Origin of the sequence: Streptomyces sp. NPDC091376 (genome assembly GCF_044757085.1) — a bacterium.
Lineage (GTDB): Bacteria > Actinomycetota > Actinomycetes > Streptomycetales > Streptomycetaceae > Streptomyces > Streptomyces pratisoli.
Genome location: NZ_JBIVUF010000004.1, coordinates 445,427 through 458,106, shown reverse-complemented (window position 1 = coordinate 458,106; position 12,680 = coordinate 445,427). Strand labels below are relative to the sequence as shown.

Here is a 12,680-nt window from a genome sequence, read left to right as displayed (position 1 = left end):
ATGTATCCGGCGTAAAGGCCGGCGTGCAGGAGGGGGCTGGGGGCGACCTGCCGGGCGGCGCGCGTCAGGGGGCGGCGTCGAGATCCACTTCGAGGGTCTCGGCCCCGGTCCAGAAGCCGTCGTCCGCGTCCTGCAGCCGGGCGGCGGCGTGCTCCATGTGGCGGCGGGCGGCGGTGCGCGCCGTCCCCGGGTCCCCGCCCTCGATGGCGGCCAGGATGGCGTGGTGTTCCTCGCGGACCGCTTCGATGAAGTCGCCCCGTCGTGCCTCGTTCGCCCGCGTGACGCGGATTCCGCCGCGCAGCACCTCGCCGAGGTAGCGCACCGTCGAGACCATCACCGCGTTCCCCGTGGACTCGGCGATGGAGCGGTGGAAGGCGAGGTCCTCGTCCACGCCGTCGCCCCCGGCCGCGACCGCCGCGTCGATCGCGTCGAGGGCCTGACGCATCCGGACGAGATCGCCGGGCGTGGCGCGTTCGGCCGCGAGGGAGGCCGCCTCGCCCTCCATGGCGCGGCGTACTTCCGCGATCTGCAGCACCTTGGACCGGGTGTCGGCGGCACCTGCCTCGAGGTCGAGCGGCCGGGTGCGCCGGGGCAGGACGAAGACGCCCCGGCCCTGGCGCGGTTCGACGAGGCCCGCGTTGCGGAGCCTGGAGACGGCCTCGCGCACCACCGTGCGGCTGACGCCGAGCTGCTTGACCAGTTCCACCTCGGTCGGCAGCTTGTCGCCCTCGGCCAGCCGTCCGGACTCGATCTCCGCCGAGAGGATCTCGGCGACCCGGTCCGCGAGCCGGACGGAACCACTCACCTTGGAAAACATGGTCTTCAGTCTATCGGCGCGGGCCCGGCGGCCCCGGCTGCGAGGAACGCACCGGCGGTGACCGCGTCGGCGTGGTCGTCGAGGTAGTCCCGCACCACCGATGCGAAGTCCGGGTCGGGTCCGAGACCGAGCGCGGCGGCGCGGGCGTTGTCGAAGGCGGCGGGCCATGAGCCCACGATGGCCTCGACGTCCGCGTCGGGCGCGATGGTCACCAGGTCGGCGACGGCGTCGCCGGCGACCTTCCGCAGGGTGGCCAGCATCTCGGCGACGGAGACCGTGAGGGCCGGAAGGTTGACGGGCAGCGCGCCGTCGAGCCGGCCCGGGCCGTCGCCGCGCTCGACCTCGGCGACGCGGAGGATTCCCTCGACCGTGCGGCGCGGTGAGGCCAGGGCCACCCGGAGATCGGGGCGGACCGGGCAGTTCGCCGGGAGGCCCGCGAGCGGCTCGCGGACGATGCCGGACAGGAAGCCGGAGGCGGCCGCGTTCGGCCTGCCCGGCCGTACCGACACGGTCATCAGCCGGGCGACGCGGCCGTCCACGAGGCCACGGCGCGTGTACTCCGCGACCAGTTGCTCGCACACGAGCTTCTGGGTGCCGTAACTCGACCGCGGCGTGGGCAGGGTCGACTCGCTGACCACCGGCGGCAGCGGCAGCGCGGGGTCGGAGCCGTAGACGGCGACGCTGCTGGAGAACACCACCAGCGGCGTCGGGCCACCGGCGGCCGACTGGGCTCGCGCGGCTTCGAGCAGGGCGCGGGTCGTGTCCACGTTGGCGCTCATGCCGAGGTCGAAGTCGGCCTCGCACTCGGCCGAGACCGCGGAGGCGAGGTGGATCAGGACGTCCACCGGCTCCGCGAACAGTTCGGCGAGGCGGTCGGTCAGGTCGCCCCGCACGATCTCCACCAGCGGGTCGGTGGCGGCCTCTGGCCCGGACGGCACGAAGCGGTCGGCGAGCACCAGTCGGTCGATCGGTGTGCCGCGGAACGTACGCCGTTGCAGCAGTGCGTCGGCCACCTGACGTCCCAGGAAGCCGAAGCCGCCCGTGATGACGATCCTCATGCGTCTTCTCCTCGATGGTTGCGGTAGTCGTCGAGCCAGCCGAGCCCCTCGCTCGTGCCGGCGCGGGGCCGGTACTCGCAGCCGATCCATCCGTCGAAACCCAATTCGTCGACGACGCCGAACAGATGACGGATGTCGAGCTCGCCCCGGTCGGGCTCGTTCCGGTCGGGTACGCCGGCGATCTGCATGTGGCCCACCCTCCCGGTCGGTACGTCGCGGCGCAGGGTCGTGGTGAGGTCGCCCTCGACGATCTGGCAGTGGTAGAGGTCGAGTTGGACCTTGAGGTTCGGCGCGCCCACCTCCTGCACCGCGGTGTGGGCCTCGGTCTGCCGGTTCAGGAAGTAGCCGGGCATGTCACGGCGGTTGATCGGCTCGATCAGGATGTCGACGCCCGCCGCGGCGGCACGCTCCGCGGCCCAGGCCAGATTGGCGAGGTAGGTGTCGCGGTGCTCGGCGAGCTGCGCCGGCGTCGCGTCCTGCCGTACCAGCCCGGCCATCACGTGGACGCGCGGGCAGCCCAGCGTCGCGGCGTACTCCAGAGCCCGCTCGACACCGGCACGTGTCTCCGCCTCGCGTCCGGGCAGTGCCGCGGTCCCGCGCTCACCGGAATCCCAGGCGCCGGGAGGCGCGTTGAAGAGCACCTGCCGCAGGCCGTTCTCGTCGAGCCGGCCGCGCAGACCGGCGGCGTCGTACGCATAGGGGAAGAGGTACTCGACGGCGTCGAAGCCGTCCGCCGATGCCGCGGCGAAGCGGTCGGGGAAGGCGTGTTCCGTGTACATCATGGACAGGTTCGCGGCGAACCTCGGCATGTTTGCTCCTGTGGTCGGACCGGCACCGGGCCCGGGCGGCGGGCCCGGTGCCGGATCCGGTCAGCGGTTGACGACCTGCTTCTTGGTGGTGAGCACCGCGGCGGCTCCGACGACGAGACTGAGCGCCAGGACGTACATCGGGATCGACGTCGAGCCGGTGGCGTCCTTGAGCGCGCCGATCATGTACGGACTGACGAAGCCGGCGAGATTGCCCACGGAGTTGATCACGGCGAGGCCGGCCGCGGCGGCGGCGCCGCCCAGGAACGCGGTGGGCAGCGACCAGAACAGCGGTGCGCAGGTCAGCACGCCGGCCGCGGCGAAGGACAGCGCGATCAGGGACAGCACGGTCGACCCGCTCCAGACGGCGGCCAGCGAGAACCCGACCGCGCCCATGAGGCTCGGCACGACCAGATGCCAGCGGCGCTCGCGGCGCTTGTCCGCGGAACGCCCGAACACGTTCATCGCGACGAGTGCGGCCAGGTACGGCACGGCGCTCAGCACGCCGATCGCGAGGTTGCCCTCGATGCCGGTGGACTGGACGAACGTGGGCATCCAGAACGTCAGGGCGTACTGGCCCATGACGAAGCAGAAGTAGATGAGGCACATCAGCCACACCTTGGGCTCACGGAACGCGTCCCAGACGCGGCCGTGCACCGTCTGGTGCGCGCTGTCCTCGGCGATCGCCCGCTCGACGACGGCCTTCTCGTCGTCGGAGAGCCACTTCGCGCTGCGCACGCCGTCGTCGAGGTAGAACAGCGTGGCCACGCCGACGAGGAGCGCGGGTATCGCCTCGAGCAGGAACATCCACTGCCAGCCCTGCCAGCCGTTGACTCCCTGGAACCGGTCCATGATCCAGCCGGAGAGCGGGTTTCCGAAGATGCCGGCGACGGGGATGGCCGACATGAACATCGCGATCACGCGGGCACGGCGGTGCGACGGGAACCAGTAGGTGCAGTAGAGGATCACGCCCGGGTAGAACCCCGCCTCGGCGGCGCCGAGGAGGAACCTGAGGACGTAGAACATCGCCTCGTTGGTGACGAACATGAACGACGCCGAGACCAGGCCCCAGCTGATCATGATCCGGGCGATCCACGTGCGGGCGCCGATGCGTTGCAGCATCAGGTTCGAGGGGACCTCGAACAGGAAGTAGCCGATGAAGAACAGCCCGGCGCCCAGGCCGTACGCCGCCTCGCTGAACCCGAGGTCGTCGGACATCTGCAGTTTCGCGAAGCCGACGTTGACCCGGTCCAGGTAGGAGAAGACGTAGCAGAGGATCAGGAACGGGACGATGCGCCGCACGACCTTGCGGAAGACGGCGTTCTCGCGGGCGAGGTCGGGGGACTCGGCCGTTGATATGGGTGTGGACATGACGGAATCCTTCGTGCGGCTCGGGGGATTCGCTGACGGGTCAGTGGCTGGTCACCACGCGGCGCCGAACGTGGATCTCAGTTCGTCGACGGCGTGGGCGGGGAGCGGCTCCGGTCGACGGTCTGTCAGGAGCCAGAGACGTGCCGTCTCCTCGAGTTCTTCGAGGACGGCCAGGGCGGTGGCCGCGTCGGGGCCCCAGACCACGGGGCCCAGCCGGTCGAGCAGGACGGCCCTGATCGGCGTGCGGCGCGCCCTGCGGTCGGCGATCCGGGCGGTCACCAGATCGGCCACGCGCGGGTCGCCGGGCCGGTGGTAGGGGATGAGCGGAACGTGCCCGACCTTCATCACGTAGTACGGCGTGATGGGCGGGAGCACGTCGTCCCGGCTCCACACACCGCCCAGGGTGAGCGCGACCAGATGGGTGGAGTGGGTGTGGACGACGAAACGGGCCGTGGGGTCGGCCTCGTAGATGCGTCGGTGGAGGGTGAGGGTCTTGCTGGCGCGGTCGCCCGCGATCTGCTCGCCCTGGGCGTCGACCAGCGCGAGGCGGTCGGGTTCGAGGAAGCCCAGGGCGGCGTCGGTGGGCGTGATGAGATGGCCGTCGTCCCCCAGCCTGGCGCTGATGTTGCCCGCGGCGGCGTGGACGTAGCCCCGGGAGAACAGGCTCGTGCCCACCCGGACGATCTCGGCGCGCGCTTCGTCGGCCGTGGTGTCGACGGGCGAGGTCATGACGCCTCCTCGTCCAGGAGGGCGAACGCGTCGGTGAAGAAGCCGGGACCGCCGAAGTTGCCGGACTTCAGGGTGATGTGAAGCGTGTCCCCGTCGGGCAGGACCGCCGCGCACCACGGCACACCGGGGTCGATCTGCGGTCCGATCCGCAGCCCGGTGACGCCGAGTTCCTGGACGACCGCTCCCGAGGTCTCGCCGCCCGCGACGACGAGTTGACGGACACCGCGCTCCACGAGTCCCTGGGCGACGCGGCCCAGGGTCCGCTCCACCAGCTCACCGGCCTCGGCGGCGCCGAGCCGGCCCTGGACGGTCCGGACCGTGTCGGGTGCCTCGGTGGAGTAGACGAGGACCGGGCCGTCGGCCAGGTGCTTCTCGGCGAAGTCCAGGGCCTGGCCGGCCACGTCCTCGCCGGCCGCGATACGCAGCGGGTCGACGCTGAACGCGGGCCTGCCGCTGTCCAGGAACTCCTGGACCTGGCGGTTGGTGGCGAGGGAGACCGAGCCGGACACGATGGCCCGGTGGCCGCCGGCCGGTGGCAGCTGCGCGGCCGCCGGGGACGGCTCGATGCCCCAGTTGGCGGGCAGGCCGATCGCGAGGCCGGAGCCGGCGGTCACCAGGGGCAGCGCACGTACCGCCGAACCCAGGCGCAGCAGGTCGTCGTTGGAGACGGCGTCGGCGATGGCGATCCCGACGCCTCCCTCGCGCAGGGCGTCGATACGGGCCCGGATCGCCTCGGCGCCGCCGGCGACGGCCGTGTGGTCGATGAGGCCGACCGGGCGTGCGGTCTGCGCGGCGAGGACGGAGACGAGGTTGGGGTCGGTCATCGGGGTGAGCGGATGGTGGCGCATGCCGCTCTCACTGAGCAGGACGTCGCCGACGAAGAGGTGCCCCTTGAAGACCGTGCGTCCGTTGTCGGGGAAGGCCGGTGTCGCGAGCGTGAAGTCAGTGCCGATCGCATCCATCAGGGCCTCGGTGACCGGTCCGATGTTGCCGGCCGGTGTCGAGTCGAAGGTGGAGCAGTACTTGAAGTAGATCTGCTCGGCGCCCGCGGCCCTCAGCCAGGCGAGTGCCCGGAGCGAGGCCTCGACGGCGTCGGCCGCCGGGACGGTCCGTGACTTGAGCGCGATGACCACGGCGTCCGCGTCCACGTCCGCGTCCACGCCCAGGTCCGTGTCCGTGTCCGTGTTGGCGTCGGTGGCGGCGTCGGCCGTCCGGCCGGCACGGGCCGGCGGTACGTCGATCAGCTGGACCACACGCATACCCGCGCGCACCAGGTTGTTGGCCAGGTCCGTGGCACCGGTGAAGTCGTCGGCGATGCACCCGAGTCGGATTCCCATCTCAGACCACCGCCGGCCCGGGCAGGTCGACGCCCGGGAAGATCTTGATGACCGCACTGTCGTCCTCTGCCCCGAGACCGGACGCCGATGCCTGGAGGAACATCTGGTGTGCGGTGGCGGCCAGAGGAAGCGGGAACCTCTCCGGCCGGGCGGAGTCGAGCACCAGCCCCAGGTCCTTGACGAAGATGTCGACCGCGGAGAGGGGCGTGTAGTCACCGGCGAGCACGTGCGGCATACGGTTCTCGAACATCCACGAGGTGCCGGCGCTGTGCGTGATGACCTCGTAGAGCGCCTCGGCCGGAACGCCGGCCTTGATGCCCAGGGCCATCGCCTCGGCCGCCGCGGCGATGTGCACACCGGCGAGCAGCTGGTTCACGATCTTAACCTTCGAGCCGAGTCCCGCCTGGTCCCCCAGTCGGTAGACCGTGCTGCTCATGGCTTCGAGTACGGGGTCGGCGACCGCGTACGCGGTGGCGGAGCCCGACGTCATCATCGTCAGCTCGCCGGCCGCGGCGCGTGCGGCGCCGCCGGAGATCGGAGCGTCCAGGTAGAGCACGCCCTTCTCGGCCAGGCGTGCGTCGAGTGCGGCGGACCAGCCGGGGTCGACGGTGGAGCACATCACGAAGACGGCGCCGGGGCGGAGCCGGTCGGCCGCCCCGTCGGAGCCGAACAGCACCGACTCCACCTGTGCCGCGCTCACCACCACGCCGACCAGGACGTCCACCGCCGCAGCCAGGTCGCCCGGCGAACCGAACGCCGTGCCGCCGTCACGGGCGAAGGCCGAGGCCACCTCCGGTCGCAGATCGTGGACCCCCACGTCGTAACCCGCGTTCCGCAGGCTGCGGGCCATGCCGAGGCCCATGGCCCCGAGTCCCACCACGCCCACGCGCGGCCGTGCCGGCCTGTCCTGCTCACTCATGCCCATCCTCGTCTCACTGTGCCGTCCGGGGCGCGGCCCGGCTCCTCATCGGTGCGGCGATCGGGTCATATGATGACCTGATGAGCCGCGACGACGCACTGTGGCCTTCGTCACATACGGGAGGTCAGTGGCGGCACGCAGGCCCGGCAGCTGGGCAGTCGCGCAGCAGCCGGGCCGGACGGGAGAGCCGGAGCACGGTCAGAGCTCAGAGCCCAGAGGTCAGAGGTCAGAGGTCAGAGGTCGGAGCACGAGACGGGAGGTCGAGGTCAGAGCACGAGATGGAGGGTGAAGGATCCGCCCGACTCGGACGTGCGGGCGACGTGGCCGTAGCCGCGGGCGGTGGCATAGGTGCCGGTGCCGCCGGTGACGGCGATGTCGAAGTCGCTCGGCGGCCTGCCCACCGCGGTGGTCTGCAGGTGCTGCCACGTCACCTGACCCCCGGGAAGCCGGAAGGTGCCCGTGCAGTGAGTGGTCTGCGCCGCCACCCGGGTGCACACCGCTCCCTCGTCGCCGTAACTGACGCCCTTGCGGAAGAGATTCGCGGTGATGACGACCTGGTCGCCGATACCCGGCCCGGGCGCCCCGTTGTCGACCATCGTCGTTCCGGTGCCGGTCGTCGTCACGCTGATGACCTTGGTGCGCGCCCGGTCCGCGCTCCGGTCCAGGGGGTACGGGTCGTTGGACGCGGAGGCCGAGCTCGCGAGAATCGCCAGCGGGACCACTGTCGCGGCCACCACGCCCCACTTCGGAATGGACAGCATCGTTCCTCGCCTGAGCACAGGGGTACTGGGAATGGAGGAACAGAGTCGCCACTGTGTGATGGTGCGTCAATCATCAAACGCACTCGACGGGCCCACTTCATCCGTCCGGCCGCACCCGTGCCCGCCGACCGCTCCCGACGGCCGACGGTTCAGCCGTCGCGGGACTCCTCCAGATAGGCGCGCGCCAGCGCACCGGCGCGCGTGAACCAGTCGGCGAGGACGGCGATCTCGTCCGGTGTGTACTCCGCGAAGAGCTCCGCGAGCCGCGCGTAGTACGGCCCGTAGATCGCCCGCACACGCTCTTCGGCGGCCGGGACGGCGGCGACGCGCACCCGGCGCCGGTCGGCGGGGTCGGGCTCGCGGGTCACGAACCCGCCGCGCTCCAGGCGGTTGAGGATGCCGGTCACCGCGCCCGTCGTGACGTGCGCACGCACGGCCAGGTCGCCGGCGGTGACCGGGGAGTCCCCCGCCTCCAGGACGTACGCGAAGCAGACGAGGTCCGTGACGCTCAGTCCGAGGTTCCGGGCGAACTCCTGCTGGCCGACGATGCTCGTCGCGATGAGGTCGTCCATCGCGCTGATCGCGTCCGAGGCGGAGGCGACGGGGCGGGGCTTGCCCTCCATTGATATTCCTTAGTCCGTAAGATAAATTTCTCACTTGCTAAGACATCATAGGTCTGGAGCCGGTGGTGGGTTCACGGCATGACGTGACGCACGCCGGCGGTGCGAAGGGGCGGGCGCATGAGCGGACATCAGTACGACGAAGGCCACACCATCGCCGGATGGACCGGGTGCGCCGTCGCCACGGCCGGGGCCGCGCTCGCCGGCGCGGGGCTCTGCGGCTGGCGGCCGGGAATCTGGTGGGGGCTCGGTGTGATGGCGGCGGCGGTACTGGTCACCTGGGGCCTGCATCTCGCGGGCTGGGGCAAGCCGCCCGGCCCGCGGCCTGCCGACCAGTGGCGCCTCCGGAGCCGGGACCGCGCGGTGCGTGAGGGGCACCCGGACTGCCTCGGGTGCCGGCTGGCCGGTCGGCGCGTCCCGGCGGGCGGGGGCGCATGGCGAGAGTCCGTCGTACCCGCCTCACACGCGGGGTCTCCGGCCGACGTGTCGCCCTGACGCCCTGTCCGTCCTGTCCGTCCTGTCCGTCCTGTCCATCCTGTCCGTCCTGGTTCCCTGACGTCCTGGGTTCGCGGCTTCCCGGCTTCCGGCTTCCCGAAGGGGATGAAGGGGAATACGGGTGCCGGATCCCCGGCTGTCATCATCATGAGCACTCTTGGGCTGATCGGCAGTGGACACATCGGAAGCACTCTCGCGAGGCTCGGCGTCGCCGCCGGGCTCGACGTGGTCCTCAGCAACTCACGCGGGCCCGAGACCCTGGCCGGCCTCGTGGCCGAGCTGGGCCCGCGCGCGCGGGCCGCGACCCCCGCCGAGGCGGCGGCCGCGGGAGACTGGGTCGTGGTCACCGTCCCGCTGAAGAACTACCGGCAGGTGCCGGTGGCGCCGTTGGCGGGGAAGGTCGTCCTCGACACCGGCAACTACTACCCCGAACGCGATGGGCGGATCGCCGAACTCGACGCGGAGAAGACCACCACCAGCGAACTCCTCCAGCGGCATCTGCCGGACGCCCGGGTCGTCAAGGCGTTCAACAACATCTACTACGGGCATCTGGCCGCGCTGGCCCGGCCGTCGGGCGCGTCCGACCGCTCGGCGCTGCCGATCGCCGGTGACGACCAGGACGCGAAGGCCGCCGCCACCCGGCTGCTCGACCTCCTGGGATACGACGCCGTGGACGCGGGTCCCCTCGCCGACAGTTGGCGGTTCCAGCGCGACACTCCCGCCTATGTCGTCCCCTACGCGAAGAACCCGCAGGGTCTCGGCATCTCCGCGGACGACCCGGGCACGAGCGCGGACACCGCGACACTGCGCGCGGCCCTGGCCGCGGCGCGGCGAGACTGAGGAGCCCAGGTCCCGAGGGTCTTCGACGAGTTGACCGCCGTGGCGATGATCGCTCCAGGTCAATACACCTAGGGTGTGCCTCATCGCCACCAGCTCTGGAGCACATGTGTCCACCGTCACCGCGTCGATGTTCACCCACCGTCTCGGGGACGACGCCGTCCTGATACCCCGCACGCCCGAGATCGCCGAGGCGTACCACGCGCTGCTGGAGGCCAACCACCGCGAGCGGATCGCCCGCTGGAATCCGGCGGCCGACGACCATCCGCCCACGTTGGCCCAGACCCGTGAGGCCCTCGTCGCGACGGGCCGGGCCTGGCTGGACGGAACGCTGTTGCCCCTGGCCATCGCCGTGCCGGAGGAGGACCGGTGGCGGCTGGTCGGTACGGTCGGCCTGAGGATCGACCGCCCGGCACGATCGGGCGAGGTCGGCTACTGGATCGAGGCCGCGCACGAGGGACGCGGGTTGGTGACCCGAGCCGTTGCCGCGGTGCTCGACCAGGCGTTCGGCCCGCTCGGACTGCGACGGGTCGAACTGCGCACCAACCCCGACAACGAGCGCAGTCAGCGGGTCGCCCGGCGCCTGGGCTTCACGCAGGAGGGAGTGCTGCGCCAGGCGGCGGCCTTCCCCGACGGACGACGCGACGAAGTGGTCTACGGCCTCCTGGCAGACGAATGGAACAAGGCGTAGCGGGGCGCGGGCGGCGCGTCATCCGGCCGCCAGCGTCGCTGCCTCGGACTGCGAGACGGCGCGGGGAAAGGCCCGCACATCGTCCACGTACCCCTGGAACGGGTCCGCCGGCCGGCCCTCCCACTTGCCGCGCCCCACGGTGAACGCGCCCCTGGCCGGCCAGTTCTCGGTGTGCCTCGCCCGGCCTTCGAGGCGGCCGTTGACATAGAGGCGGATCTCGTCGCCCGCGTCGTCGTACACCCCGGCGAGATGGGCCCAGGTGCCCAGGACCGGACTGGAGCGGGAGACGGCCTCGTCCTCACCCGAGTCGGAGGAGTCGTCGTCCTCGACGGCCAGCCGCCACCGGTCGATGCTCGCGTCGTACTGCAGGAAGAAGCGGCTGACGTTCTCCCCGTCCTGACCCACCGCCGTGGCGAACTCGCCCTTCGCGGCGAGGTTCACCCATGCGGCGACCGTGAAACTCCGGTCGGTGTCGACGGCACGGGACCGGGCCTCGACGCACTGGGTGCTGCCGTCCAGGGCCAGCGACCCGCCGCGAGAGGCACTCCTGCGAGGGGAGTCGATCAGGCTCCCGGTGTTGCCGTTTCCCGAGCCGTCGGCCGTGGTGGAACCCGCGTGTTCGGCGAAGTCCCAGCTGACCGCCGCCCCGGGCACGGCGGGACGGACAGGGTGGTTCCTGCTCGGGCCCGGGTCCGGGTCCGGGTGCGCGGGTGCGGTCGTGCCGGGACGGGAGGTTCGGGCGGGGGCGCCGGCCGTCCTGGTCGGCGTCGGGAGGAGCGTGGCGGTGGCGGTCGCGGTGGGCGTGGGGGACGCCGGTACGACGGACCGCTCGGGAAGGCGCGGGGTGACCGGGGCATGGGCCGAGGGCCGTGCCGGCCGCCCGGATCCGTTCGTCACGACGAGGACTCCGGCGAGGACGACGACGGCCGAGGAGACGGCGACGAAGGCCAGGACGCGGGTTCTTCGCAGCGACGCCGCGAGCAGCCGTGGCGCCGCGAGCAGCCCCGGCGCCACTCCCGCGAGGGCGAGAGCAGGGGCGGGGACGGCGTTCCGGAGTCGTGACCGATTCAGCGTCCGCCCGGCGTAGGCGCGGACCCGTGCGGCCCACGGCCGGGACGAAAGGGGCCCGGACGACCGATGTCCGGACGACCGATGTCCAAACGACGGGAGCGCGGAGGACAGGGGCTCGGTGGACAGGGGCCCGGACGACATGGCGGCGTGGTCGTACGTCCGCACGGGCGCCACACCAGGGGCGGCCGGGGCGGGGTGTTGCCCGGCGGGCACCCGGTCGGCGAGATAGCGCGCGCCGCCCCACGGCAGAACCCCTTCGGCCAGCAGCACGTCGCAGTGGTCGTACATCCGCAGCAGGTCGTCGAAAGCGCGGTTGCAGACGCCGCAGCCGGCGATGTGGTCGTCCAGGCCGGACGCGACCTGGGAGTCCATGAGCCGGGTGGCGGCCACGACGAGCCGGGTGAAGGTGCGGCAGGTGCCTTCGGCCCGCTCCTCGTAGAGCTGGACGTAGTGGCCGCGCAGCCGCTCCCGCCCGTTGTCGCTCCAGGCGCGGACGGCATCGGCCGAGGTACCCAGCAGCCGGGCGATGCCTGCCGCGTGCTCGCGCTCGATCATGTCGTGCCAGAGCACCGTCTGCGTACGGACGGGGAGTTGACGGTACGCCTGCACGAGGACGTCCCGGCCGGAGCGGACAGCCGTACCGGGGGCCCGCAGCGCACGCACACCCCCGCCGGCGATCCACTCCCGCAGATCGGGGCTCAGCTCACCGCGCCGCTCGGTGTCCGCCCAGGTGACGGCGGTGCCCAGCACCAGGCGCAGCAGATACGGCCGCCAGGCCTCCTCGGGTTCGCGGGTTCCACCGCTGCGGGCGGCCGCGCGGCAGGCGGCGTCCGCCAGGGCTCTCGCCGTCCGGGGTGTCGTACCGCACAGGGAGGCGTAGGCGAGCGCGGCGGGGTAGTGCCGGATCCGTAGTTCCTCCACGGCCGGGGCCGCGGATCCGGGGTCGTCGCGGACGAGCCGTATCAGGTCCGGATCCCCCAGCGCGCTGTGCGATGGGCCGTTCTCCGGACCGCCCCGCTTCGGCGCCGGATCCTCGGCCGGCCCGCGGGCGTCGGTCGCACGGTCCGGATGGTCGTTCCGTATGGGCTCCGGCCCCAAGTGAATCCCTCCGGGGACAAAGGCGGTTGACGAAGACACGCGAGTGACGGGACCGGCGCCTGCCGGGCCC

Annotated in this window: 13 protein-coding genes; 3 read left to right on the top strand and 10 right to left on the bottom strand. The window is 72.0% G+C overall.

The annotated features are described in order from the left end of the window. Window positions 1-64: 64 nt before the first annotated feature. The 9 genes from ACIQMR_RS12135 to ACIQMR_RS12095 form a co-directional block, all read right to left on the bottom strand. Window positions 65-817, bottom strand: coding sequence for a FadR/GntR family transcriptional regulator (locus tag ACIQMR_RS12135; protein ID WP_401385299.1), 753 nt, complete (start codon window positions 815-817; stop codon window positions 65-67). A gap of 5 nt (window positions 818-822) precedes the next feature. Beyond that, window positions 823-1,875: a D-erythronate dehydrogenase gene (gene denD, locus ACIQMR_RS12130; protein ID WP_401385298.1), complete on the bottom strand. Its 1,053-nt coding sequence runs from the start codon at window positions 1,873-1,875 to the stop codon at window positions 823-825. Next, window positions 1,872-2,684 carry a 2-oxo-tetronate isomerase gene (otnI, locus tag ACIQMR_RS12125; RefSeq protein ID WP_401385297.1) on the bottom strand — a complete coding sequence of 271 codons (813 nt, stop codon included), beginning with the start codon at window positions 2,682-2,684 and terminating at the stop codon, window positions 1,872-1,874. The genes denD and otnI overlap by 4 nt, the downstream gene beginning before the upstream one ends. A gap of 60 nt (window positions 2,685-2,744) precedes the next feature. Continuing rightward, window positions 2,745-4,052 carry an MFS transporter gene (locus tag ACIQMR_RS12120; protein ID WP_401385296.1) on the bottom strand — a complete coding sequence of 436 codons (1,308 nt, stop codon included), beginning with the start codon at window positions 4,050-4,052 and terminating at the stop codon, window positions 2,745-2,747. Between the two features lie 51 nt (window positions 4,053-4,103). Continuing rightward, window positions 4,104-4,781: an aldolase gene (locus ACIQMR_RS12115; protein WP_401385295.1), complete on the bottom strand. Its 678-nt coding sequence runs from the start codon at window positions 4,779-4,781 to the stop codon at window positions 4,104-4,106. Further along, window positions 4,778-6,118 carry a 3-oxo-tetronate kinase gene (otnK, locus tag ACIQMR_RS12110; RefSeq protein WP_401385294.1) on the bottom strand — a complete coding sequence of 447 codons (1,341 nt, stop codon included), beginning with the start codon at window positions 6,116-6,118 and terminating at the stop codon, window positions 4,778-4,780. Before otnK ends, ACIQMR_RS12115 begins: the two co-directional genes overlap by 4 nt. A gap of 1 nt (window position 6,119) precedes the next feature. Next, entirely contained in the window at window positions 6,120-7,037 is a 918-nt protein-coding gene (ltnD, locus tag ACIQMR_RS12105) for an L-threonate dehydrogenase (protein ID WP_401385293.1), read from the bottom strand. Between the two features lie 266 nt (window positions 7,038-7,303). Next, complete coding sequence (locus ACIQMR_RS12100) at window positions 7,304-7,798, bottom strand: hypothetical protein (protein ID WP_401385292.1); 495 nt, start codon at window positions 7,796-7,798, stop codon at window positions 7,304-7,306. Between the two features lie 149 nt (window positions 7,799-7,947). Next, window positions 7,948-8,421 (bottom strand): MarR family winged helix-turn-helix transcriptional regulator, encoded by a 474-nt coding sequence (locus tag ACIQMR_RS12095; RefSeq protein ID WP_401385291.1) that lies wholly within the window; start codon window positions 8,419-8,421, stop codon window positions 7,948-7,950. A 117-nt stretch (window positions 8,422-8,538) separates the two neighbouring features. Here ACIQMR_RS12095 and ACIQMR_RS12090 point away from each other — a divergent pair, with 117 nt between their 5' ends. The 3 genes from ACIQMR_RS12090 to ACIQMR_RS12080 all read left to right on the top strand — a co-directional run bounded on the left by ACIQMR_RS12090 (window position 8,539) and on the right by ACIQMR_RS12080 (window position 10,441). Then, window positions 8,539-8,913 (top strand): HGxxPAAW family protein, encoded by a 375-nt coding sequence (locus tag ACIQMR_RS12090; protein WP_401385290.1) that lies wholly within the window; start codon window positions 8,539-8,541, stop codon window positions 8,911-8,913. Between the two features lie 147 nt (window positions 8,914-9,060). Further along, the gene (locus ACIQMR_RS12085; protein WP_401385289.1) at window positions 9,061-9,753 is read left to right on the top strand and encodes an NADPH-dependent F420 reductase; all 693 of its coding nucleotides are present in this window, start codon (window positions 9,061-9,063) and stop codon (window positions 9,751-9,753) included. Between the two features lie 106 nt (window positions 9,754-9,859). Further along, window positions 9,860-10,441 (top strand): GNAT family N-acetyltransferase, encoded by a 582-nt coding sequence (locus ACIQMR_RS12080; protein ID WP_401385288.1) that lies wholly within the window; start codon window positions 9,860-9,862, stop codon window positions 10,439-10,441. 18 nt (window positions 10,442-10,459) lie between these two features. Here ACIQMR_RS12080 and ACIQMR_RS12075 read toward each other — a convergent pair whose 3' ends face one another. Further along, window positions 10,460-12,610 (bottom strand): LamG domain-containing protein, encoded by a 2,151-nt coding sequence (locus ACIQMR_RS12075; protein ID WP_401385287.1) that lies wholly within the window; start codon window positions 12,608-12,610, stop codon window positions 10,460-10,462. Window positions 12,611-12,680 lie beyond the last annotated feature (70 nt).